Source organism: Bacillus sp. FSL P4-0290 (genome assembly GCF_037975435.1).
GTDB classification, from domain to species: Bacteria; Bacillota; Bacilli; order Bacillales; family Bacillaceae; genus Bacillus; species Bacillus subtilis.
Window position 1 is genome coordinate 1586744 of record NZ_CP150253.1, and the last position, 22611, is coordinate 1609354.

Consider the following 22611-nt stretch of genomic DNA (forward strand, 5'->3'; position numbering starts at 1 on the left):
AGTTGCAGTATAGAACGCATTTTCCAATAAAGAAGGCGCTCATTTGAAATTCATCATTAAACAATTGTACAAAAGTAAAATTTGTATTTAGAATGTAGTAATAAATAGAAATTCTACGTAGGAGGGTATCTTGTGGAAGAAAAGAAAGCTTTAATCATTGTGGATGTACAAAAAGCCTTCGATGATAAAAAATGGGGGGAACGGAATAACGTAAAGGCGGAAGAAAACATTAGTAAAATACTAAAATTATGGAGAGAAAAAGGATGGACAGTCATATACATACAACACACTTCTGATAAACCTCATTCTTTATTCCATCCAAAGAATGAAGGGTTTGCGATAAAGGAAATAGTTAAGCCTATGGATGAAGAAGTCATTATAACCAAGACAGTAAATAGCAGCTTTATTGGTACGAATTTAGAAGAATTCTTAAAATTAAATGAAATAACCACTGTAGTCATAACTGGTTTAACCACGCCTCACTGTGTATCAACCACCACAAGAATGAGTGGTAATTTAGGGTTTGATACATACCTGATTTCAGATGCAACAGCAGCCTTCGGAATGAGAGACCAAAATGATACATATTATGATGCGGCGACTATTCATAATATATCTCTAGCTACATTGCATGATGAATTTGCCACAATATTGACAACTGATCAATTAATAAATGATTTTATAAAAACTCACTGATGAAAAACATTTTGGCACAGTAAAACGGCAGGCGCCTTTCCAATAGGAAGGGCGCTTTAATTCGATTTCCTGCTTTACTTGCTCAAAGGAGATGTATCAATGTTTCTTTATCGACAAGCAAGAGCAGATGAAGTAAGCAAAGTGGCAAAGCTATTCCATCAATCTTTCAATCAATATCCTTTTATGGATTTACTCGTAAAACGCGAAAAAAAGATCATTCATTTATTTTTGAAATGCATAAAGTACTGACAAGAGCATATTTTAAAAAGCATTTCTTTTTTGTTGGCATTCAGAATGGTGAAATGGTTGTTGCCGCTCTATTAAAACATCGTGATAAACCCGACATTAAACTTGATCGATTATATAGCAGCAGGGGGGATAACATTAATCAAAATGGGGCTAAAAAATTTTCCAAATCCTTAAAAGAGCCGGCATAGAAGTATTAGGAGTTTCGCCATTTTATCAGGGAAAGAGTTTAGGCAGCAAAATGATTAATGACTGTCTCATATCTTTTATTTCAAAATGCGGGGACGGCATTTTGGCCCTTATCATGAATACTGATCTCAATGGATCATTTTACAAATCGTCCTGATTTTATATTTAAAGATTATCATAACCTTTCATAAAGATGGAGGTCGAATGAATGTCTTCAAAAGAAAAAAAGAGTGTAACCATTTTGACGGAAAGTCAATTGTCTTCGAGAGCATTTAAAGATGAAGCGTATGAATTTTATAAAGAATTGCGAAAATCACAGCCTCTCTACCCATTATCTTTAGGAGCTCTGGGGAAAGGCTGGCTCATATCGAGATATGATGATGCAATACATTTATTAAAGAATGAAAAATTAAAGAAAAACTATGAAAATGTATTTACCGCAAAAGAAAAACGTCCTGCTCTATTGAAGAATGAAGAGACTTTAACAAAACATATGCTTAATTCAGATCCCCCTGATCACAACCGCTTGCGAACTCTTGTTCAAAAAGCATTTACGCATCGGATGATTTTGCAGTTGGAAGACAAAATCCAGCATATCGCAGATTCTTTATTGGATAAAGTGCAGCCCAACAAATTCATGAACCTAGTAGACGATTATGCGTTTCCATTGCCGATTATCGTGATAAGTGAAATGCTCGGCATTCCCTTGGAAGATCGTCAAAAATTCAGAGTATGGTCGCAAGCAATTATTGATTTTTCAGATGCCCCTGAAAGACTTCAGGAGAATGACCACTTGTTAGGGGAGTTTGTTGAATATCTGGAATCCTTAGTTCGCAAAAAAAGGAGAGAACCTGCAGGAGATTTAATCAGTGCATTAATTCAAGCGGAAAGTGAAGGCACACAATTAAGTACAGAAGAATTGTACTCGATGATTATGCTGCTTATCGTTGCAGGTCATGAAACAACCGTAAACTTAATCACCAATATGACATATGCTCTGATGTGTCACCATGATCAACTAGAAAAGCTCCGCCAGCAGCCGGACTTGATGAATTCAGCCATAGAAGAAGCATTGCGGTTTCACAGCCCTGTTGAGCTAACGACAATTCGCTGGACGGCTGAACCGTTTATACTGCATGGGCAGGAGATTAAACGGAAAGATGTGATCATCATTTCTTTAGCATCAGCAAACCGTGATGAAAAGATATTTCCAAATGCCGACATATTTGATATTGAAAGAAAGAACAACCGCCATATTGCTTTTGGCAATGGCAATCATTTTTGTCTTGGTGCACAGCTAGCCCGCTTAGAAGCAAAGATTGCGATTTCCACCTTATTACGCCGCTGTCCAAATATACAGTTAAAAGGCGAAAAGAAACAAATGAAATGGAAAGGGAATTTTCTGATGAGAGCACTCGAAGAACTGCCGATTAGTTTTTAATTTTTTGGGGATATGTGATTTTCAAACATATCTTGTTTTACTCCTCAATTAGATTAAACGATAGTAAAAGCTGTAACATAAAAATTTGATATGATAGCTTTTTAAAAACAAAGTTTAGCATTATTTATGCCTACCGGGCATGAAGATGTCTTGCAAACACCAATAGTTTCATCCTATCGGTGTTTTTTATTTGTTTTCAGCCTCATTTGGACAAACAGCTGTTACATAGTAAACGTTTGTTAAGATAAAATAATGGAGGGCATAGTTTCTAATGAGAAAAATAATGATAGATGGAAAAGACTTTGAAAATATAGAAGTTTTACATGATGTTTTAAAAGATAAATCTTTATGGGATTGCCTGACAGGGTGGGTGGATTTGCCGCTCACTTTAGTCTTGAAAAATTTTGAGTTCAGCAATACATTTTTAGGTTCATACGCAGATGATGTATTAGAAGTTTTACAAGAGGCTCAAGAGGAACTAGAGGACGAATTTAAAATAATAATAGAGTAGACTTTCTGTTTTGTGAATTTTAACAATTTTTGTTCGCAGAAAAAGGCAATAGGGCACCGCAAATTCAATTTTCGGTGAGACCACAATAACTTTTTGGCTTCTGATAAGTTTCTTATTATGTTGGTATCAAGTCACACAAGTACATAACTCTCCCATGACTTCTTTCTGATGTAAGTTAATTTCATTATGAGGTAATCATGGGGATAATTTTATTCTGTGAATAATATTTTAAAAGGAATTAAATTTAAAAAATATTTGATTATCGAATGAAAATTCGTTATTGTTTAAATTGGATGAAATGTAATTCTGTTAAGTCGTATTGGGGGTTGTGAAATGGGTATTATGCTTGATGAAACTGATAAGGCCATCTTAAGAGAATTGCAGGAAGATGCTTCAATATCAAATCTAAATTTATCTAAGAAAATTGGGCTTTCACCATCAGCTTGCCTTGCAAGAACAAAGAACCTAGTAGAAGCAGGTATAATTAAAAAGTTTACGACTATTGTTGATGAGAAAAAACTTGGAATCGAAGTCACAGCACTAGCTCTCATCAACTTATCACCCTTAAATAGGGAGACAATTCATTCATTTTTAGAGGATATAAACAAATTCCCACAGGTTCAAGAATGCTACACACTTACAGGAAGCCATGACTATATGCTCAAGATTGTGGCGAAGGACATGGAGAGTTATCGGAATTTTATCATTGATTCATTAATGCAGAACCCTGCTATTAGTGGAGTTGACACAAGCATAGTCATGAGTACAGAAAAAAGAACTGTCAGTGTGCCAATTGATGAAATGTAGGAGGTTGTTGATTTGAATAAAAATAAAGAATCGTTACATTTAAGCTCTCCTGCTATAAACACTCATATGAATAAGAGAAGTCAAATATGGGCTGCATTTCGTTCTGCATTCCCATATACAATTCCGATTTTTGCGGGGTTTTTGTTTTTGGGGATAGCTTATGGAATCTTTATGCATTCTTTGGGATTTAGCGCAATCTATCCAATCATCATGAGTTTTATGATATTTGCGGGCTCAATGGAGTTTGTTGCAGCGAATTTTTTACTTGGTGCGTTCAACCCTATGAATGCTCTTTTTTTGACGTTAATGGTCAATGCCAGGCATTTGTTTTATGGAATTTCCATGTTGGATAAGTACAGGGGGACTGGAAAGAAAAAGCTTTATCTGATTTTCGGAATGTGCGATGAATCATTTTCTATCAATTATACCGCTAATGTTCCGGCGAATGTTGACAAGGGCTGGTTTATGTTTTTTGTGACACTGCTTAATCATTTATATTGGGTCGCGGGGGCAGCGATAGGAGGTATTTTTGGGTCGTACGTGAAGTTTAATACCGAAGGGCTTGATTTTGTGATGACTGCTCTGTTTATTGTGATATTCATAGAACAATGGATGAAAGAGAAAAAGCATTACAGTGCTCTCTCAGGACTTGGACTTTCAGTAGCCTGTCTTATCCTTTTTGGCGGAAACCAATTTATTATTCCTGCTATGCTCGCCATTTTAGGGGTACTGACTGTTCTGAGAAAACCATTGGAGAAAGCTGAGGTTTCCGTATGACGATGACTATGACGCAGCAAATGATCACCATTGCAATGGTCGTGCTAGGAACAATGCTGACACGGTTCCTTCCATTCATGATTTTCCCGTCTGGCAAACCGACACCGAAATATGTACAGTATCTTGGTAAAGTGCTGCCATCAGCGGTAATCGGGCTTTTAGTCATTTATTGTTTGAAAGATGTGAGTCTGCTTTCTGGAAGTCATGGCATTCCTGAATTGGTTGGAGCAGCTGCTGTTGTACTGCTTCACTTGTGGAAGAAAAATATGCTTCTTTCCATAGCGGGGGGAACCGTTGTTTATATGGTTTTGGTGCAATTGGTTTTTTAACCGATATCGGAAACTATCAAAATGATCATGCTTTTATTGAACTTGATAAAAATATATAAAACTGACACAAGCTTATTTTGGAATCAACACTGTGCCAGTGCAAATAGCATCTGTAATGTTTCCTGGCTATTCAAGAAGTGTCTACTTTAATCGGAGGATGTATAATGTCAAAAAAAGTGTCTGCTTCCTATATCATCATTATAGGATTAATGCTATTTGCATTGTTTTTTGGAGCAGGAAATCTCATTTTTCCGCCTATGCTTGGTCAATTGGCCGGGAAAAATGTATGGATCGCTAATGCAGGTTTCTTAGTGACCGGAGTTGGATTGCCATTACTGGCTATAACAGCATTTGTTTTTTCGGGTAAACAAAACTTACAGTCGTTAGCCAGCCGTGTTCACCCGGTGTTTGGCATTGTATTTACGACGATTCTCTATTTGGCAATCGGGCCTTTTTTCGCTATCCCGAGATCAGGAAACGTATCGTTTGAAATTGGGGTAAAACCTTTTTTATCAAATGATGCAAGCCCTGTCTCATTGATTATATTTACAATATTATTTTTCGCATTGGCATGCTTGTTATCACTCAATCCTTCAAAAATTATTGATATAGTTGGAAAATTTTTGACGCCAATTAAGCTGACATTTATCGGATTGCTTGTAGTGGTAGCTCTTATTCGCCCAATTGGAACCATTCAAGCACCATCAAAAGGGTACACATCACAAGCGTTTTTTAAAGGATTTCAGGAAGGATACCTCACTCTGGATGCCCTTGTAGCATTTGTTTTTGGAATTATCATCGTGAATGCATTGAAAGAACAAGGAGCTTCTACCAAAAAACAGCTGATGGGTGTTTGTGCAAAAGCAGCCGCGATTGCAGCTGTACTCTTAGCAGTTATGTATACAGCCCTTTCCTATATGGGGGCTTCCAGCGTTGAAGAACTGGGGATTTTAGAAAATGGAGCAGAGGTTTTGGCTAAGGTTTCATCCTATTATTTTGGATCTTATGGTTCAATCTTATTGGGCTTAATGATTACAGTGGCGTGTCTGACGACAAGTGTCGGACTGATCACAGCGTGTTCTTCTTTTTTTCATGAATTATTTCCGAACATTTCTTATAAAAAAATTGCTGTCGTTTTATCAGTGTTTAGTACACTTGTCGCAAATATAGGATTAACCCAGCTCATTAAGGTGTCAATGCCTGTCTTACTGACGATGTATCCTATCGCGATTTCCTTAATATTTTTAACGTTTTTGCATTCTGTATTTAAAGGGAAGACAGAAGTGTATCAAGGCAGTTTATTATTCGCATTCATCATCAGCTTATTTGACGGTTTGAAGGAGGCGGGAATAAAAATTGAAGTTGTGAATCATATTTTCACTCAGATTCTTCCTATGTATAACATAGGGCTGGGGTGGCTCATTCCAGCTATTGCAGGGGGAATATGCGGCTATATACTGAGTATATTCCGAACAAAAACAAGTTGATCAATCAACAGCAATATCACTCAGATCTGCAGGATCTCCTCCATCAGTGGATACTTCAACTGTTACAATTGGATGTTCTGCCCCTGTCCAACCGAAAATATCAATCTTTCCGTTGTCACCCGAAATCTGTAGGTGAATATTTAATAGTTGTGAGAGCGATTGACTCTTTAGGAAATAGTCAGCCTTTAACTTCAAGACGCAACCAAGTGTCTAGGGCAATGATCTTCGTTCAAAATTCTTTGAATGAGGAAAATCTACATTCTAATATCGACTAGGTGTCACAATTCAGAGTGCAAAATCACGAAGAAAAAGCAAACTACATACCGAAGTTTGCTTTTTTGCTCTATACAAACAATGAGATGCGCCTATATTTTTATATCAGACAACTGATCAGAGGTATTTTGAGGCGAAGCCAGCCTTCCATCCATTTATTTACGATTGATCTGGCCTCTTTACCTGAAAATGATCCCTCATATGCGTTAAAAAAGCAGATAAAGCAGGGGTAATTAAAGTGTCTTTCCGCCTTATAAACATGGTTGATACGAAAGAATATTTGTCAGAGATAGTGTGGCTGCGAATGCGGCCTTCTTTTTCATGCGAAGCAATGATTGAACGAGGCAGCAGTGAAATCCCCAAGCCGGCGCTTACACAGCCAATGATCGCTTCAAGTATGCCAAATTCCATTAATTTTATAGGTAATAAACCTTCTTCTTGGAGGATATGATTGAGCTTTGCTCTGTAAGAGCATCCTTTACGGAATACAAGCATTGTTTGTGTTTGAACATCCTGAATGGAAGAAATCACAGGGTGTGAAGCGCTTGTAACAAGAACCATCTCTTCATCCAATACCTTTTCTTGAACTAAATCAGGGTGTTCAATAGGCCCTGAAATAAAAGCGCCGTTTAACTCATAATGTAAAACTGCTTGTATTTGTTGTTCCGTAGGGCCGGTTACTAGGTTCAAATCAACATTTGGATAGAGGTTATTATAATGTGCAAGGAGTTGAGGAAGCCAAACTGCAGCTGTTGTTTCCATTGATCCTATACGCAGTGGCCCAGAAGGCGCGGATGATTCGCCCATGGCTGCTCTAGCTTCTTCAATAGTATGTAGAATTTTCTCTGAGTAAGAAACAAGAATTTGCCCTGGGGGAGTAAGTGTGATTCCTCGACTATGGCGATAGAATAATTTTGTCTGTAAATCGTTTTCTAGTTGTTGTATCTTATTCGTTACGTTCGATTGTGCATAATTTAAAGTCTGAGCAGCCTTGGAAATAGCTGACACATTAACGAATGAAATTAAAAAGACTGTTGTAGTAGAAGGAGGGGATTTTATGCCATTACTTCGTTTTGACTTAATAGAAGGGCGAGATCAATCAAGTTTGAAAAAACTTTTAGATGTCGCTCACAATGTTGTAGTAGAGGCTTTTGATGTGCCTCAACTAGACCGTTATCAAATTGTTCATGAACATCCAGAAAATCATATGATTATTGAGGATACTGGGTTAGGATTTAACCGAACTAAAAATCTTGTTGTTCTTTCAGTTACAAGTAAATCCCGACCGGAAGAGAAGAAACAAAAATTTTACAGGCTGTTAGCTGAAAGACTGGAATCTGAGTGTGGTATCGCATCAACTGATTTAATTGTATCTATTGTTGAAAATGATAATGCTGACTGGAGTTTTGGACTTGGTGAGGCCCAATTTTTAACAGGTAAATTGTAGTTGAATACTACCCTCAAATGCTTGATTGAAGAAAAGGATAGAGAAACTAGGGTAGCGGAGCAAACCATGTGTTTGCTCCGCTTTTTTATGTTTATAAAAGAATAATTAAGGAGGTATTGTGGATTTCTATAAAAAATATTTTGACATTTCAGTAAAGAGCAGATATATTTATATATGAACACATGCTCATATATAAATATTGTTTGCATTATGTTAGAATGCTTCATAACAGATTTGAAATAATAAATACATATGTATCAATAAACTTTAGGTAAGGAGGAGTTTTTTATGGGTCACAATCATAATGAAGGAGCAAATAAAAAGGTTTTATTGATCTCTTTTATCATGATTACAGGTTATATGATAATAGAAGCTATAGGTGGATTTTTAACAAATAGTCTGGCGCTTTTATCTGATGCAGGCCATATGCTGAGTGATTCAATTTCATTAATGGTTGCCCTGATTGCTTTTACATTAGCTGAAAAAAAGGCAAATCACAATAAGACATTCGGCTATAAACGATTTGAGATTCTTGCAGCTGTGATAAACGGTGCTGCCTTAATTCTTATTTCTCTTTATATCATTTATGAAGCAATCGAACGCTTCTCTCATCCACCAAAAGTAGCAACAACCGGCATGCTTACAATTAGTATCATCGGGTTAGTTGTGAATCTATTGGTCGCTTGGATTATGATGAGTGGCGGAGATACAAAGAATAATCTGAATATAAGAGGAGCTTATTTACATGTAATAAGCGATATGCTCGGCTCTGTAGGTGCCATTTTAGCTGCCATACTCATCATCTTCTTTGGATGGGGCTGGGCAGATCCATTGGCTAGTATCATTGTGGCTATTCTTGTTCTAAGAAGCGGTTACAATGTGACTAAAGATTCTATTCACATATTAATGGAAGGAACTCCAGAAAATATCGATGTCTATGATATCATTCGTACAATTGAAGGGACAGAGGGAATTCAAAACATTCATGATTTACACATATGGTCTATCACAAGCGGATTGAATGCTCTTTCTTGCCATGCAGTTGTTGACGATCAACTGACCATTTCAGAAAGTGAAAATATTTTACGCAAAATTGAACATGAACTTGAGCATAAAGGCATTACGCACGTAACCATTCAAATGGAAACCGAAGCGCATAATCACGACAATGCGATCCTTTGTCAGCCCAAAATGGAGAAGCCGCGTGACCACCATCACCATTAAATTTTTTATCTAACTTTATAGTGAGGAGATCAACTAGCATTTTGCAGATTCTGTCTACTGACAATTTGAAATTGGCGGGGTGATAATGTGTACGACACTATAGTAATCGGGGCTGGTCAAGCAGGGATCTCGATAGGATATTATCTAAAGCAGTCCGATCAAAAGTTTATTATTTTGGATAAAAGTCATGAGGTGGGGGAGAGCTGGAAAGATCGGTATGACTCATTAGTTTTATTTACTTCTCGAATGTATAGCTCTTTGCCTGGAATGCATCTTGAAGGAGAAAAACATGGATTTCCTTCAAAAAATGAAATTGTTGCTTATCTAAAGAAGTATGTTAAAAAATTTGAAATTCCAATCCAATTACGGACAGAAGTAATAAGTGTCCTAAAAATAAAGAATTATTTCTTAATAAAAACAAATCGGGAAGAATATCAAACGAAGAATCTTGTCATTGCTACAGGGCCTTTTCATACCCCTAATATTCCATCAATATCAAAGGATTTATCCGATAATATTAATCAACTACACTCATCACAATATAAGAATTCAAAACAATTGGCATATGGAAATGTACTAGTAGTTGGTGGTGGGAATAGTGGTGCTCAAATAGCTGTTGAATTATCCAAAGAAAGAGTTACATATTTAGCCTGTAGTAATAAACTAGTTTATTTCCCTTTAATGATCGGAAAAAGAAGCATCTTTTGGTGGTTTGATAAATTAGGAGTTTTACATGCAAGTCATACATCAGTAGTAGGCAAATTCATTCAAAAGAAAGGTGATCCAGTATTTGGGCATGAATTAAAACATGCAATAAAACAGAAGGAGATCATCTTAAAAAAAAGAGTCATTGCCGCAAAGCAAAATGAAATCATTTTTAAAGATTCATCTACATTAGAAGTAAACAATATTATTTGGGCTACTGGTTTCAGGAATCCCTTATGTTGGATAAATATAAAAGGTGTTTTGGATAAAGAAGGTCGAATCATACATCATAGAGGTGTTTCACCTGTAGAAGGATTGTACTTTATAGGGTTGCCTTGGCAGCATAAGCGAGGTTCAGCGTTGCTTCAAGGTGTAGGAAATGATGCTGAATACATTGTAAAACAAATGAACGGTGGATAAACGAAGCAGAGCAGTGACTCACATGTTTACTGCTCTATTTTATTGTGAATAAGGGTAGCGAAGTGGAGATGCGCTTTCTCTTTTATTTAAGAAGTTAGAATATAGAAAGAGAAAAATCACTTTAAGACATACTCATATTTTTATGTTCAACAATGGTCTTAAGGAGGCTGCGCATTGAATTTGTCAGGTACGCATCTTTATGGCGTATAAAGATTGTTGAGATACAGCTATCTTTCTCAGGCAATGGGTGGCAATAAACCTTACCTTGTGCAGCTAGATGCATAACAGCAGATTCCGGTACCACTGTTATACCGAGTCCAAGTGCAACACTATTTAAGATTGTCTCTAGGATGTTAAATTCCATCATTCTGTTTGGGAGCACACCTTCATCTTTGAGCCATTGTTCAAGCCTAGACCGATACCCGCACCCCTGGTTAAAAACAAGAATCGGAGTCGTTGAAAAATCCTCTATATTAAACGTTTTGTTACTGGTTACAAGAGTAAGTTTTTCAGTATAAACATCATACTGTTCCAGAATAGAATGTTTCAAAGGGCCTGAAATAAAAGCTCCGTCTAATTCGTGATTCATGACCTTTTTAATAAGTTCCTCTGTTAGACCAGCCTGCAATGATAAATCCACATTAGGATACTTTTTATAATAGGAAGCTATGATGGTCGGCAGTATCCTCACTGTTTCCACTGTACCGATTTTTAATATTCCAGACGGTATATCAGTATCTAGAAAGACTTGCTCCAGTTCTTCAACATCTTTCAAAATTTTGTTAACGTATTCAATCATTTTTCGGCCCTCTGGGCTTAGTGAAACCCCTTTTTTATGGCGATTGAAAAGAGGTGTTTTGAGCTCATTCTCTAATTGCTTAATCCGCGCAGTTACATTAGATTGTACATAATTTAACTCTTTTGCAGCACCGGTAATACTCTTGTGATGGGCTACGCATTTGAAAATTTGTAAGTCTCGCAGTTCCATGAAGATCCCCCCTTCATTAAAGTATCATTATCAATGATGTTTTTCATCACTTTTGTTCATTTTACTTGATGCTTACTTCTTTTTATAATTCTCATTGTAATTTTAAAGAAAAGGAGGGGAATTCAATGAAAAAAGGTCAATTATTCATTGGTGCCCTTACATGTTTAGTAGCAAGTATGTCTTGGGGCGCGATGTTTCCAGTTGCAGATCATGCATTAGAATTTGTTGATCCGTTTTATTTTTCATTTATTCGCTACGGTGTGGTAACGATTATGTTAGTGATTTTATTATTGGTGAGAGAAGGAAAAAAATCATTTTATTTAGAGGGTAAAGCAAAATGGATCATTTTATTTGGGGTGATGGCGTTTACTGTATACAATGTTCTTATTTTTTTAGGTCAAAGGTTGATGGGGAAGTCTGGAATTATGACAGCATCCATTGCCGAGGCACTCATGCCGATGCTTTCAATTGTTATTCTATGGGGATATAAACATGTGAAACCTAAAAAATACACAATGATCAGTATATTGATTGCCTTTTTGGGGGCTTCGATGGTCATAACCAAAGGTAATATAAGTTTCTTTTTTTCATTAGGGGATCATCTATTCTCGATACTCTTTATATTCATTGGTGTTTTAGGGTGGGTTGTCTACACAATGGGGGGACAGATATTCCGAGAGTGGTCCACACTTCGTTATTCAACTTTGACATGTTTATTCGGCACAGCTATAACAGGAATCATGACAGCTATACTTACCGCGCAAGGTTACGTGTCGGTACCGAGTATTAAAGTGATTGCAGCAATTAAGTATGATTTTTTATTTATGATTACTTTACCAGGTATCATAGCCCTCCTTAGTTGGAACTATGGCATTAAAATCCTATCATCCATTAATGGGATTTTATTTATTAACTTTGTCCCCATTACTACATTGTTAATCATGGTGATCAAAGGATATAACATAACTGCATTTGATATAGTAGGAACACTGTTTGTCATTATTGGACTCATTTTAAATAACATATATCAGCGTAAGGAAGATTATAAGCAGGTATTACAAAAAGAAAAAACAAATTTGACTATCACTTAGACGGTGGGGGATTTAAAATGTTTGAAGGTTTATTGTTTTTCATTTCAGCTGGAATTGTCTGTGAACTTGCTGCAATTAATAGAAATGGCCGCAAAAATATAAAGCAACAGGCGGAATTGATTCAAATTTTAAAAGAAAACCTTAATAAAGACATTAAATAAATCAAGACGGTTGGATATTATTGAAACACACCAGAAAATTCAGGTGTGTTTTTATTTTGCTTTCTATTTTAAGTCTTAAAACGTCACCAATCGCTAGTTGAATACTACGGGAACCACTCTCCATACGGAAAAAGATGATTATTTACATCATTCAGAGTTGATTTTAGGTTCTTTTGAACTTATAATGTTATATATACTGTTTTTTGTTTATTCAGAAAAAACGGGTTATAAAAATAAATATTTATATCGGAGGTGTACGCCTTACTAGGTAAGGCAAATCATTGACAACCATTAACCTTATAATCTTTACTATTTTAATTGTCTTAACAGCATTTTTTGTTGCGACTGAATTTGCGATAGTAAAGATCAGGTCATCAAAAATTGACCAACTCATATTAGAGGGAAAAAAAGGTGCCGTATCAGCCAAAAAGGTCATTACTCATTTGGACGAATATTTGTCAGCTTGTCAATTAGGGATCACGGTTACAGCGTTGGGAATTGGCTGGGTTGGAGAATCGACTTTTGAAGTGATTTTGCACCCCTTATTTGCTCATTTTCATGTAAGTGAAACAGTCTCACATGTATTGATCTTAGTGATTGCTTTTGTGATGGCGACTTTTTTGCACGTTGTAGTTGGAGAACTTGCTCCTAAAACACTCGCTATCCAAAAAGCGGAAACCATCACTCTTTTGACTGCAAAGCCAATTATTTGGTTTTACCGCATCCTGTTCCCTTTTATATGGTTTTTAAATGGTTCAGCCCGGTTTATAGTAGGACTCTTCGGTTTGAAACCTGCATCAGAACATGAACTTGCTCATTCTGAAGAAGAACTGCGCATCTTACTGTCTGAAAGCTATAAGAGCGGTGAAATCAATCAAAATGAGTTGAAATATGTAAATAATATTTTTGAATTTGATGAAAGAATCGCCAAAGAAATTATGATTCCGAGAAGAGAGATCGTAGCGATTTCTAGTGAGGATTCTTATGAAACTATTGTTAAGACCATTAAGACAGAGAGCTATACAAGGTACCCAGTCCTAAATGGAGATAAAGATTCAATCATTGGTTTTATCAATGCTAAAGAATTTTTGTCAGCTTATATTGACACAGACCAGAAGATAAAAGAGGATTTCAAGTTAGAAAATCATATCAACCCTGTTATCCATGTTATTGAATCCGTTCCAATTCATGATTTATTGGTAAAAATGCAAAAAGAGCGAACACATATCGCTATTCTTGTGGATGAATATGGCGGCACTTCAGGTTTAGTCACTGCTGAAGATATTCTTGAAGAAATTGTCGGGGAAATCAGAGATGAATTTGATAAAGATGAAGTGCCTAATATTAGAAAAGTAAATGATAATCACTATATCTTAGATTCGAAAGTGCTCATTGAAGATGTAAATGATTTATTGGGAACGACGTTAGCAAGTGACGAAGTGGATACAATAGGCGGCTGGTTTATGACTCAACAAATAGACGCTGCAGTTGGGTCCGTTATAGAAGCCGATGGGTATATTTTTAAAGTGCACAAAACAGTTGGCCGGCATATTAATTATTTAGAAATTGTCCGGAAAAAAGAATAACATCTGGATAAAACACATGAGATTTTGACTAATAAGATGCTTAAAGCCTGAGATGAAATTTTCATCCAGGCTTTTTTAAACAATGATCTTACAGTTTAAGTAGGTAATCATTATCGAAGTTCAAACGTTTCTCAGCAAACAAGGAGGCTTGGATATCTATAGCTCTTTTACCATTACCTTCTCACCATTAAAGTCGAGTTCACCATTAAATTGAAAACCAAACCTTTGATAAAGGCGTATAGCATGAATATTATTTTCAAATATACTTAAATAAATTCTCTTGCATTTATATAACTCAGCAAGGTGCTGAATGAGGGCTTTAAGCATTTTCTTCCCTAATCCTTTTCCCTGATAGCGTTCGTCAATAAAAAATCGGTCAAGCCAGACTCGTCCGTTTTTATTATCTTCATCATACTCGGGAAACAATCCATACATTGCAAAACCGACTAGATCTCCTTCATAGTAAAGCCCGACAGGTTTATAATAGTGACATTCTTTTGCATCTTCTAAACATATTTTTGTAGATTCAATATATGATAATTGATTCTGGCTGACATGTAGATCAAGAATTGCAGCACGATTATCATCAGTTACTGCTTTTATGTTTATACTCATACTACATTCTCCTTTTTTCTTATCCCGGTATCCTGATATTGCTAAAACTCAGCTTAAACTATATTCACGTCAAGCAACATGTAGCCTATCAAATTAAGTACCTTTTCTTATTGTGCCTAACCAGAGGCATTCCCTGCATCCAAATGACTTGACTTTATAGAGGCTGAATTAATTCAAAGCTGCAGCACCATTCTTTTTTTCTTTCCAAACCATTGTAAGACCAAGGCCGACAATCATAACGAAACCTGCAAAAAGGAAAGGATAATGAATGTTAAGATCAAATAGTATACCGCCTAAAGCAGGTCCAAATATATTTCCCAGGCTGGTGTATGTGGAGTTCATGCCTGCTACGAAACCCTGCTGGTTACCGGCCATATTGGATAAATGAGCGGTTAAGGCCGGACGTAGCAAATCGAACGCCAGAAAAATAAAACAAGTTACAAGCAAAACAGTTAAAAATCCTGACATAACAGTAGACACGAAAGCCAAGATCGCACCGGTTATTAAGCACAGCTGAATCATTCTTTTCTCTCCAAGTTTGTTGACCAATTTCCCGAAAAGTAAAACTTGAATAACTACCGCAACAATGGAGCTAATCGTAATAATGGCTGCAATATCTTTTGGTGTGAAGCCAAATTTATGATCAGAAAACAAGCTGAATACCGTTTCATAAGCTGATAAACCAAAAGCCATTACAAAGACGATAATAAATGCAATGAAATAGACAGGATGAATGGATCTCTTCAAGTCTTTAATAAAATTTGATTCCTTTGTATGAGATGAGAGTTGATGGCGTTCTTCTGTCGACAATGACTCTTTTAGTATAAAAACGGAAGTGACAGCTGCTATTAACGCGATGGCGGAGGCGAAGAAAAACGGCATGCGGATGCCAAAGCCGGCAATAAATCCTCCCGCACCAGGCCCAATAATAAAGCCGGTGCTAATTGCAGCAGAAACATACCCCATAGCCTTTGACCTTTCCTTTAGGGTTGTAATATCAGCTACATATGCTGTTACCGCGGGCATGATAAAAGCCGCACTTACACCACCCAATATCCTCGAGAAATAAAATATTGAAACATGGGTCCCTAATCCGAAAATCAACTCAGATAAACTGAATATAAGCAACCCGAGAATAATCATTTTTTTTCTCCCGAAACGGTCAACCCACCTACCTGCAAAAGGTGAAGTAATTAACTGAGAAATGGCAAAAGCCGCAACAAGATAACCCATTGTGCTGCCGGATAAATGCATGATTTTCATAAAAGAAGGCATAACTGGAATGATTAAACCGATACCAAGAAATGCTACGAAGATGTTGCTTAATAGTATAATGAATATCGTTTTTTGCTCATTTATTGATTTTTTCATCTGAATTCCCCTTTTACTCAATTGAACCCTTTTTACCTATCCTTTTCGCTTGAAGCTTTTTTCAAGTACAATCAAATCATAAGGTATATGGTTACCGTATAGTCAAGGAGGATTTTATGAGCGAAGATGTTAAGAAGTATTTCACAACAGGGGAGTTTTCGAAGCTCTGCCGTGTAAAAAAACAAACCTTATTTCATTATGATGAGATTGGTCTTTTCTCGCCGGAAATAAAAAAAGAAAATGGGTATAGATATTATTCCTATCATCAATTTGAGATTTTTCAAGTCATCACTCTATTTAAAGAGCTTGGGGTTCCATTAAAAGAAATAAAATGTCTAATAAAAGGAAAAACACCAGACAAGATCCTGCATGTTCTAAAAGAAAAGTCTATTGAGATTGATAAAAAAATAAATGAGCTTAAGCAGTTGCAAACGATCTTACAAACAAAAGTGACGCTTACAGAACAAGCACTTGAGACTGATTTTTCCTCAATTTCTTTTGAATATTTAAATGAAGAAACATTCATGTTAAGCCGAAAAACATTAAACTTACCGGAACGAAAATATGTGGCAGCCATTTCAGAACTCATTCATGAAGTTCAGCAATATGAATTAGATGAAGGATATCCGATAGGCGGAATCTTTGCACGGGAACAAATCTTAGAAAAAGACTTCTACAATTACAGTTACTTTTATATAAAAGTAAAAGATGGGGCAGAGAACATAAATTATCATGTACGACCAAAAGGCCTGTATGCAGTTGGATATGAAATAGGCGGAAATACTGAAGAGGCATACCGGAGAATCATTGAGTTCATTGAAAGAAATGGAATGCAAATAGGGGAAAATGCATATGAGGAATATATGCTGGATGAGATGGTAGTTGACGGGTATGAAAATACATATGCCAAAATCCTCCTTCAAGTTAAAGAGGTGTAAGATTACGAGATTTTCATATGGAAAAATTGTTTCTGTTGTGTGCCCAAAAAGAATATAAACTGGTTTACTAAAAACGAGCCCACATACAGGGACGGTACAAACGGCACTGGGAACCGCAAGTCTATCGGCGTTGAAATATGCTATAACGATTCAGGAGGCGCTAAATACTACGCTGCTGAAAAGCTGGCCATCAAGACGCATCCAAAGGGATAAATCTAAAAGAGCTGGGACAGGGGGGACAAACAACAGAATTCCGTATACTCTGTTGTTGTGCTATGTAAATGTTCAAAAGCCATTTAGGATCGTTGACCTTTGATAATCCATCATATAAAAGTGTCATTCGATGTCTTGTTAACAAAGGCTAGTGAAATTCAACATCCAGAAAACGATTACAAGGTCGGTGATAAATTATTCATCCGTGAATCAAACGGTGATCGAACATTCATTTTTGTGTTTAATATGAGTTTTCTTGATTTAGCACACTCCCTTAATAAATGCATAGGATACTATCACAAAAATTTATAATTGTGGGGATCAAAAAATGTACTATAACCCTTTTTCGCCTCAATGTTATTATTATGTGACTGTACCGATGTATAATGATGGAAGATCTGTTTATTGGACTATTCCAAATGAGATGGAGAACGTACACAGAGGTGCCGATTTGCGCTCTTCATATGAAGATAGAAACCTTCTTTTGAAGGATTATGGACCAAAACCATTTGTTGTAAATATCAATAGAGCCACAAAACAAAACCATACGTTCCGTACTGCTTTATGGACAGGAAAGCATTTTCAAGTTACTTTGATGAGTCTTGGTATTGGAGAAGACATTGGTTTGGAAATCCATCCTAACGTTGACCAGTTCTTACGGATTGAGCAGGGGCGTGGGGTCGTCAAAATGGGAAAGAGCAAAGATCATTTGAACTTTCAAAGAAATGTTTATGATGATTCTGCCATTGTTGTACCTGCCGGCACTTGGCATAACGTGATTAATACAGGTAATACGCCATTAAAACTTTACTCCATTTATGCTCCTCCTAACCATCCATTTGGTACAGTTCATAAAACCAAAGCAGATGCAGTGGCTGCGGAAGATTAGCATAGTTATTCGCAGAATCACATCCAGCATGAAACATGGGGAACCAGTACCTAAGAATTGTTTTTATGCAAATGAAACCCAATGTAATATCCAAGCAGTCTTGTGCTAATTTTAAAAGTAATTGATAAAATAAAGTCGATTTAAAATAAAATCGGCTTATTTCTTTATTCAAGTTACTTTTAGCAGAATTGGCATTATCGAATGTAAGTATTTTTTCAATCCGCGGATATCGAAATGAATCTATCAGCTCAAAGAAAGTAACTTTCACACTTGACTATATACCTATGGGGGTATATTATTGTTTTGTGAATAACAAAGAGCTAATAAGGTGGTGTAAGTAGTATCAATTATTTAGTTATTGCATTCCTGCTTATTTTTGTGATTATCATTGCAACGTATAGACGTTATTATCCTATAACCGGAATCTCTTGTATCCATAAAGATAAATTAAAGGCTATGGACATCACAATATTAGATATTCGCCATTATAACGATGTACCCAATTTTTCGGATAATATTATTTTAAACATCCCATATGCGTATCTAAAACGTTTTTATTTAGAGATTCCACGTGATAAAATACACATAATAGCTCGTGACCAGGTGGAATTAAATTTAGGAGTGCGTTTTCTAAAGCGCAAAGGTATCCATGTAAACAGTTATGAACTGGCAACATGTAAATGTAAAAATAAATGAAAGAAAGGATTTCATTGATATATGGAGTATGATCAAAAGATTAAAAACCGCTTACGACGGATTGAAGGACAAATTAAAGGTGTATTGACTATGATGGAACAAGGAAAAGATTGTAGAGAGGTTGTGACCCAATTAGCAGCTTCCCGTAATGCGATCGATCGAGCGATGGGTTTAATTGTGAGCACAAACCTTGAACATTGTGTTCGTGAAAGTTTAGAAAAAGGCGAAGACACACAAAATTTAGTAAAAGAAGCAGTCGACTTATTGGTAAAGAGCCGATAAAAATTCATCAACCTAAGGTTGACGAATTTTTATATGCGTTATATTATACCCCCTATGGTATTTAAAGAGTTGAATAAAAGCAGATCTTTCGAAAAAAAATTTTTTGACTTTAATATACCCACAGGGGTAATTAGTTGGGGGAATAAACATGACAGAACAAACAAAACGCACAACAATTGTTTTATTTAGCGGGGATTATGATAAGGCAATGGCAGCCTATATTATTGCAAATGGTGCAGCTGCCTACGATCATGAAGTGACGATCTTCCATACTTTTTGGGGATTAAACGCTTTACGTAAAGAAGAGCTGATTCCAGTGAAAAAAGGATTTCTTGAAAAAATGTTTGGAAAGATGATGCCTCGTGGTGCTGATAAGATGGGTTTATCTAAAATGAACTTTGCAGGTATGGGCCCTAAAATGATTAAAAATGTGATGAAAAAGCATAATGCACTTCCTTTGCCTCAGTTGATTGAGATGGCTCAAGAACAGGGGGGAAAGCTCGTAGCTTGTACGATGACAATGGATCTTCTTGGTTTACAGGAAAAAGAACTATTAGATGATATTGACTATGCTGGTGTAGCAGCTTATTTGGCAGATGCTGAGGAAGGCAGTGTCAACTTATTTATCTAATGCTACTCATTTACTCATTGCTAAGCGGAATGAGAAGTTTAAAGGCAAGTAAAAATATTGAAGAAACAAGGATTTAAAAACATCACAAATATAAAAGGGGGCATGAATACATGGTATTAACTTCTAGTGAGAAACTTTTTGTATATTTATATACCCCCACCCCTATATGAAAAAAGGAGGAAAAAATGATGAAAGCAACTATTGTACTAGACGCTAAAGGTTTGGCGTGTCCAATGCCTATCGTAAAAACGAAGAAGAGAATGAAGGATTTAAAAGCTGGTGAAGTATTGGAAATTCAAGCAACAGATAAAGGTTCCACAGCAGATCTGGAAGCATGGGCAAAAAGTACAGGCCATGAATATCTAGGTACTGAAGCAGAGGGAGAAATACTTCGTCATTTTCTTCGAAAAGGAGGAGAGCATTTATCAGAAAATGCATCTTCAATTCCTGAGATTTCATTAGAAGCTTTCAAACAGAAAGTGGATAGTGACGAGTCTCTTAACATTTTAGATGTACGAGAGATAGAGGAGTATGAAAAAGCTCATATCCCTGGAGTTGTGCATATCCCTCTTGGTGAAGTGGAAAAGCGCTCTAACGAATTAAACGAAAATGATGAAATTTATATTATCTGCCATTCGGGAAGAAGAAGTGAAATGGCGGCCCGCACTATGAAAAAACAAGGTTTTAAAAAGGTTATTAATGTTGTTCCCGGTATGCGGGATTGGACAGGTAAAACAGAATAAATAAAAAGGATGATGAACAGATAAGTACAAGAGTAGCGATTATTGCGGCAAATGGTGGCCTGTTTGACGCTTATAAAGTATTTAATATTGCGACTGCGGCAGCAGCAAGTGATCAAGAAGTATCTATCTTCTTTACATTCGAGGGATTAAACCTGATCCATAAGCATTCCCATCAACATTTAGAAATGCCGAAAGGAAAAGAACACTTCGCAGAAGGTTGTAAGAAAGCAAATGTGCCTTCTATTCCTGAATTGATTGAAATGGCACAAGAAATGGGAGTTACATTTATTGGTTGTCATATGACGATGGACGTTATGGGTTTAACAAAAGATGATTTTATAGAAGGAAATCGAAGTAGGCGGGGCTGTTACCTTTTTAGATTTTGCTAAAGATGCAGATGTATCTTTAACATTTTAAGTTCTGCTTAATAAGATTTGATAGGGGAGGAAATGAAACATGGCCGTTCAAGCACTTACCGCAAAAGAAGTCACACAAAAAATCTTTAACAAAGAACCTTTATTTATTTTGGATGTGCGTAATGAAAATGATTTTAACGATTGGAAGATTGAAGGACATGACTTTGACCATTTAAATATACCGTATTTCGATCTTTTAGATGGCGTAGAAGATATCTTGGAGAAAATTCCTTCTGATAAAGAAGTGCTGGTCGTTTGTGCAAAAGAAGGTTCATCCGTCATGGTATCCGAAATGCTATCTGAAGCAGGTCATTCTGTATCCTATCTTAAGGGTGGAATGAAAGCATGGAGCGAACATTTAGAGCCGGTAAAAGTCGGGGATTTAAAAGATGGCGGTGAGATGTATCAGTTTGTTCGAATCGGTAAAGGCTGCCTGTCATACATGGTCATTTCCAATGGTGAAGCAGCAATTATTGATGCGACACGTATGGTAGATTTCTTTATGGATTTTGCGAAGGAGAAGAGTGCAACGATTACTCACGTATTTGATACACATCTTCACGCGGACCATATTTCAGGCGGCAGAGTCATTGCTGAAAAAACAAAAGCAACCTATTGGTTACCGCCTAAAGATGCTGAAGAAGTGGTATTCGATTATCAGCCGTTGGAAGAAGGAAACGACATGATCATTGGAAATACAACGATTAAAATTCAACCGATTTATTCTCCGGGGCACACGATTGGATCCACTTCTTTCATTGTCGATGATCTGTATCTTCTTTCAGGTGATATTTTGTTTATTGATTCAATTGGCAGACCAGACTTAGCCGGTATGGCAGAAGATTGGGTAGGAGATTTAAGAAAAACGCTTTATAGCCGTTACAAAGCGTTATCAAAGGATTTAATTGTATTACCAGCACACTTTACGATCATTGACGAGCTAAATGAGGATGGAAGTGTTGGTAAAAAACTAAGTACATTATTTAGCGAGAACCATGGTTTGAACATTGCGGATGAAACAGAATTTAGACACCTAGTAACAGATCATTTGCCTCCGCAACCAAATGCATACCAAGAGATTCGAGAAACAAACATGGGGAAAATCAGCCCAGATGAAGAAAAACAGCGTGAAATGGAGATTGGTCCAAACCGCTGTGCAATACGGTAACACAAGTTTCTATTAAAAAGAGGAGAGATGAACATGAACTCAGATAAAGTATTAGACGCAAAAGGCCTGGCATGCCCAATGCCAATCGTCAGGACAAAAAAAGCGATGAATGAACTGGAATCAGGTCAAATATTAGAAGTGCATGCAACAGATAAGGGAGCTAAAAGTGATCTTGCAGCTTGGTCTAAATCAGGCGGGCATGACCTTTTAGAGCAAACTGATGAAGGTGATGTATTGAAATTCTGGATTAAAAAAGGCTAATAATGTGAAA

27 protein-coding genes and 4 pseudogenes are annotated in these 22611 nt (G+C 36.5%); 27 read left to right on the forward strand and 4 right to left on the reverse strand.

Annotated features, from left to right (window positions below; genetic code table 11):
* The first annotated feature begins 132 nt into the window (after positions 1 to 132).
* The 9 genes from MKY10_RS08320 (at position 133) to MKY10_RS08360 (ending at position 6758) form a co-directional block, all read left to right on the forward strand.
* Complete coding sequence (locus MKY10_RS08320; RefSeq protein WP_015251614.1) at positions 133 to 696, forward strand: cysteine hydrolase family protein; 564 nt, start codon at positions 133 to 135, stop codon at positions 694 to 696.
* Between the two features lie 99 nt (positions 697 to 795).
* Positions 796 to 945 (forward strand): hypothetical protein, encoded by a 150-nt coding sequence (locus MKY10_RS08325; RefSeq protein WP_003229864.1) that lies wholly within the window; start codon positions 796 to 798, stop codon positions 943 to 945.
* Positions 946 to 1339: 394 nt separating this feature from the next.
* Complete coding sequence (locus tag MKY10_RS08330) at positions 1340 to 2572, forward strand: cytochrome P450 (RefSeq protein WP_015251615.1); 1233 nt, start codon at positions 1340 to 1342, stop codon at positions 2570 to 2572.
* A 271-nt stretch (positions 2573 to 2843) separates the two neighbouring features.
* Positions 2844 to 3083: a barstar family protein gene (locus MKY10_RS08335; RefSeq protein WP_044052493.1), complete on the forward strand. Its 240-nt coding sequence runs from the start codon at positions 2844 to 2846 to the stop codon at positions 3081 to 3083.
* 333 nt (positions 3084 to 3416) lie between these two features.
* Complete coding sequence (gene azlB, locus MKY10_RS08340; RefSeq protein WP_015251617.1) at positions 3417 to 3890, forward strand: azlBCD operon transcriptional regulator AzlB; 474 nt, start codon at positions 3417 to 3419, stop codon at positions 3888 to 3890.
* 12 nt (positions 3891 to 3902) lie between these two features.
* A complete protein-coding gene (azlC, locus tag MKY10_RS08345) occupies positions 3903 to 4667 on the forward strand; it encodes an azaleucine resistance protein AzlC (protein ID WP_015251618.1) in 765 nt (254 codons plus the stop codon).
* Entirely contained in the window at positions 4664 to 4996 is a 333-nt protein-coding gene (gene azlD / locus MKY10_RS08350; protein WP_003245988.1) for a branched-chain amino acid transporter AzlD, read from the forward strand. The genes azlC and azlD overlap by 4 nt, the downstream gene beginning before the upstream one ends.
* Positions 4997 to 5160: 164 nt before the next feature.
* Complete coding sequence (gene brnQ / locus MKY10_RS08355; RefSeq protein ID WP_015251619.1) at positions 5161 to 6483, forward strand: branched-chain amino acid transport system II carrier protein; 1323 nt, start codon at positions 5161 to 5163, stop codon at positions 6481 to 6483.
* Complete coding sequence (locus MKY10_RS08360) at positions 6441 to 6758, forward strand: hypothetical protein (protein ID WP_015251620.1); 318 nt, start codon at positions 6441 to 6443, stop codon at positions 6756 to 6758. The genes brnQ and MKY10_RS08360 overlap by 43 nt, the downstream gene beginning before the upstream one ends.
* A gap of 157 nt (positions 6759 to 6915) precedes the next feature.
* Here the strand turns inward: MKY10_RS08360 and gltR are convergent, their stop codons facing one another.
* The gene (gene gltR / locus MKY10_RS08365) at positions 6916 to 7764 is read right to left on the reverse strand and encodes a glutamate biosynthesis transcriptional regulator GltR (protein ID WP_015251621.1); all 849 of its coding nucleotides are present in this window, start codon (positions 7762 to 7764) and stop codon (positions 6916 to 6918) included.
* 49 nt (positions 7765 to 7813) lie between these two features.
* Between gltR and MKY10_RS08370 the strand changes: the two genes are divergently transcribed.
* The 3 genes from MKY10_RS08370 to MKY10_RS08380 all read left to right on the forward strand — a co-directional run bounded on the left by MKY10_RS08370 (position 7814) and on the right by MKY10_RS08380 (position 10552).
* Positions 7814 to 8203 (forward strand): tautomerase family protein, encoded by a 390-nt coding sequence (locus MKY10_RS08370; protein ID WP_015251622.1) that lies wholly within the window; start codon positions 7814 to 7816, stop codon positions 8201 to 8203.
* 288 nt (positions 8204 to 8491) lie between these two features.
* Positions 8492 to 9427, forward strand: a complete 936-nt coding sequence (gene czcD / locus MKY10_RS08375; protein WP_048655084.1) for a CDF family zinc transporter CzcD — start codon at positions 8492 to 8494, stop codon at positions 9425 to 9427.
* A gap of 87 nt (positions 9428 to 9514) precedes the next feature.
* A complete protein-coding gene (locus MKY10_RS08380) occupies positions 9515 to 10552 on the forward strand; it encodes an NAD(P)/FAD-dependent oxidoreductase (protein ID WP_048655085.1) in 1038 nt (345 codons plus the stop codon).
* 121 nt (positions 10553 to 10673) lie between these two features.
* Here MKY10_RS08380 and czcR read toward each other — a convergent pair whose 3' ends face one another.
* A complete protein-coding gene (gene czcR, locus MKY10_RS08385) occupies positions 10674 to 11540 on the reverse strand; it encodes a LysR family transcriptional regulator CzcR (RefSeq protein WP_015384170.1) in 867 nt (288 codons plus the stop codon).
* Between the two features lie 125 nt (positions 11541 to 11665).
* Here czcR and MKY10_RS08390 point away from each other — a divergent pair, with 125 nt between their 5' ends.
* The 3 genes from MKY10_RS08390 (at position 11666) to MKY10_RS08400 (ending at position 14378) form a co-directional block, all read left to right on the forward strand.
* On the forward strand, positions 11666 to 12631 hold the full coding sequence (locus MKY10_RS08390; protein WP_015714359.1) for a DMT family transporter: 966 nt from the start codon (positions 11666 to 11668) through the stop codon (positions 12629 to 12631).
* A 17-nt stretch (positions 12632 to 12648) separates the two neighbouring features.
* Positions 12649 to 12792 carry a YrzO family protein gene (locus MKY10_RS08395; protein ID WP_014477437.1) on the forward strand — a complete coding sequence of 48 codons (144 nt, stop codon included), beginning with the start codon at positions 12649 to 12651 and terminating at the stop codon, positions 12790 to 12792.
* 281 nt (positions 12793 to 13073) lie between these two features.
* The gene (locus MKY10_RS08400; RefSeq protein WP_046381208.1) at positions 13074 to 14378 is read left to right on the forward strand and encodes a hemolysin family protein; all 1305 of its coding nucleotides are present in this window, start codon (positions 13074 to 13076) and stop codon (positions 14376 to 14378) included.
* A 156-nt stretch (positions 14379 to 14534) separates the two neighbouring features.
* On the opposite strand, the gene bltD is transcribed toward MKY10_RS08400, so the two are convergent.
* Both bltD and blt read right to left on the reverse strand, forming a co-directional pair.
* Positions 14535 to 14993, reverse strand: a complete 459-nt coding sequence (gene bltD, locus MKY10_RS08405; protein WP_061891046.1) for a spermine/spermidine acetyltransferase — start codon at positions 14991 to 14993, stop codon at positions 14535 to 14537.
* Between the two features lie 168 nt (positions 14994 to 15161).
* On the reverse strand, positions 15162 to 16364 hold the full coding sequence (blt, locus tag MKY10_RS08410) for a multidrug efflux MFS transporter Blt (RefSeq protein ID WP_061891047.1): 1203 nt from the start codon (positions 16362 to 16364) through the stop codon (positions 15162 to 15164).
* A 116-nt stretch (positions 16365 to 16480) separates the two neighbouring features.
* Between blt and bltR the strand changes: the two genes are divergently transcribed.
* The 12 genes and pseudogenes from bltR (at position 16481) to MKY10_RS08470 (ending at position 22601) form a co-directional block, all read left to right on the forward strand.
* Positions 16481 to 17302 carry a multidrug efflux transcriptional regulator BltR gene (gene bltR / locus MKY10_RS08415; protein WP_041850099.1) on the forward strand — a complete coding sequence of 274 codons (822 nt, stop codon included), beginning with the start codon at positions 16481 to 16483 and terminating at the stop codon, positions 17300 to 17302.
* A gap of 90 nt (positions 17303 to 17392) precedes the next feature.
* Positions 17393 to 17497, forward strand: a pseudogene (locus MKY10_RS08420) (N-acetylmuramoyl-L-alanine amidase); the annotation flags it as partial.
* On the forward strand, positions 17475 to 17618 hold the full coding sequence (locus MKY10_RS08425; protein WP_032729138.1) for a hypothetical protein: 144 nt from the start codon (positions 17475 to 17477) through the stop codon (positions 17616 to 17618). The pseudogene MKY10_RS08420 and the gene MKY10_RS08425, both read left to right, overlap by 23 nt.
* Before the next feature lie 225 nt (positions 17619 to 17843).
* Complete coding sequence (locus MKY10_RS08430) at positions 17844 to 18404, forward strand: cupin domain-containing protein (RefSeq protein WP_061891048.1); 561 nt, start codon at positions 17844 to 17846, stop codon at positions 18402 to 18404.
* Between the two features lie 378 nt (positions 18405 to 18782).
* Positions 18783 to 19100 carry a hypothetical protein gene (locus MKY10_RS08435; RefSeq protein WP_015251633.1) on the forward strand — a complete coding sequence of 106 codons (318 nt, stop codon included), beginning with the start codon at positions 18783 to 18785 and terminating at the stop codon, positions 19098 to 19100.
* A gap of 21 nt (positions 19101 to 19121) precedes the next feature.
* Positions 19122 to 19382, forward strand: a complete 261-nt coding sequence (locus MKY10_RS08440; protein WP_003237170.1) for a metal-sensitive transcriptional regulator — start codon at positions 19122 to 19124, stop codon at positions 19380 to 19382.
* Between the two features lie 148 nt (positions 19383 to 19530).
* The gene (locus MKY10_RS08445) at positions 19531 to 20013 is read left to right on the forward strand and encodes a DsrE/DsrF/DrsH-like family protein (RefSeq protein ID WP_114523454.1); all 483 of its coding nucleotides are present in this window, start codon (positions 19531 to 19533) and stop codon (positions 20011 to 20013) included.
* 23 nt (positions 20014 to 20036) lie between these two features.
* A pseudogene (locus MKY10_RS08450) lies at positions 20037 to 20133 on the forward strand (rhodanese-like domain-containing protein); the annotation flags it as partial.
* Positions 20134 to 20198: 65 nt separating this feature from the next.
* Complete coding sequence (locus tag MKY10_RS08455; RefSeq protein ID WP_048655089.1) at positions 20199 to 20756, forward strand: sulfurtransferase TusA family protein; 558 nt, start codon at positions 20199 to 20201, stop codon at positions 20754 to 20756.
* A gap of 20 nt (positions 20757 to 20776) precedes the next feature.
* Positions 20777 to 21173, forward strand: a pseudogene (locus MKY10_RS08460) (DsrE/DsrF/DrsH-like family protein).
* Between the two features lie 32 nt (positions 21174 to 21205).
* A pseudogene (locus tag MKY10_RS08465) lies at positions 21206 to 22340 on the forward strand (MBL fold metallo-hydrolase).
* A 33-nt stretch (positions 22341 to 22373) separates the two neighbouring features.
* Positions 22374 to 22601 carry a sulfurtransferase TusA family protein gene (locus MKY10_RS08470; RefSeq protein WP_114523456.1) on the forward strand — a complete coding sequence of 76 codons (228 nt, stop codon included), beginning with the start codon at positions 22374 to 22376 and terminating at the stop codon, positions 22599 to 22601.
* Positions 22602 to 22611: the final 10 nt, after the last annotated feature.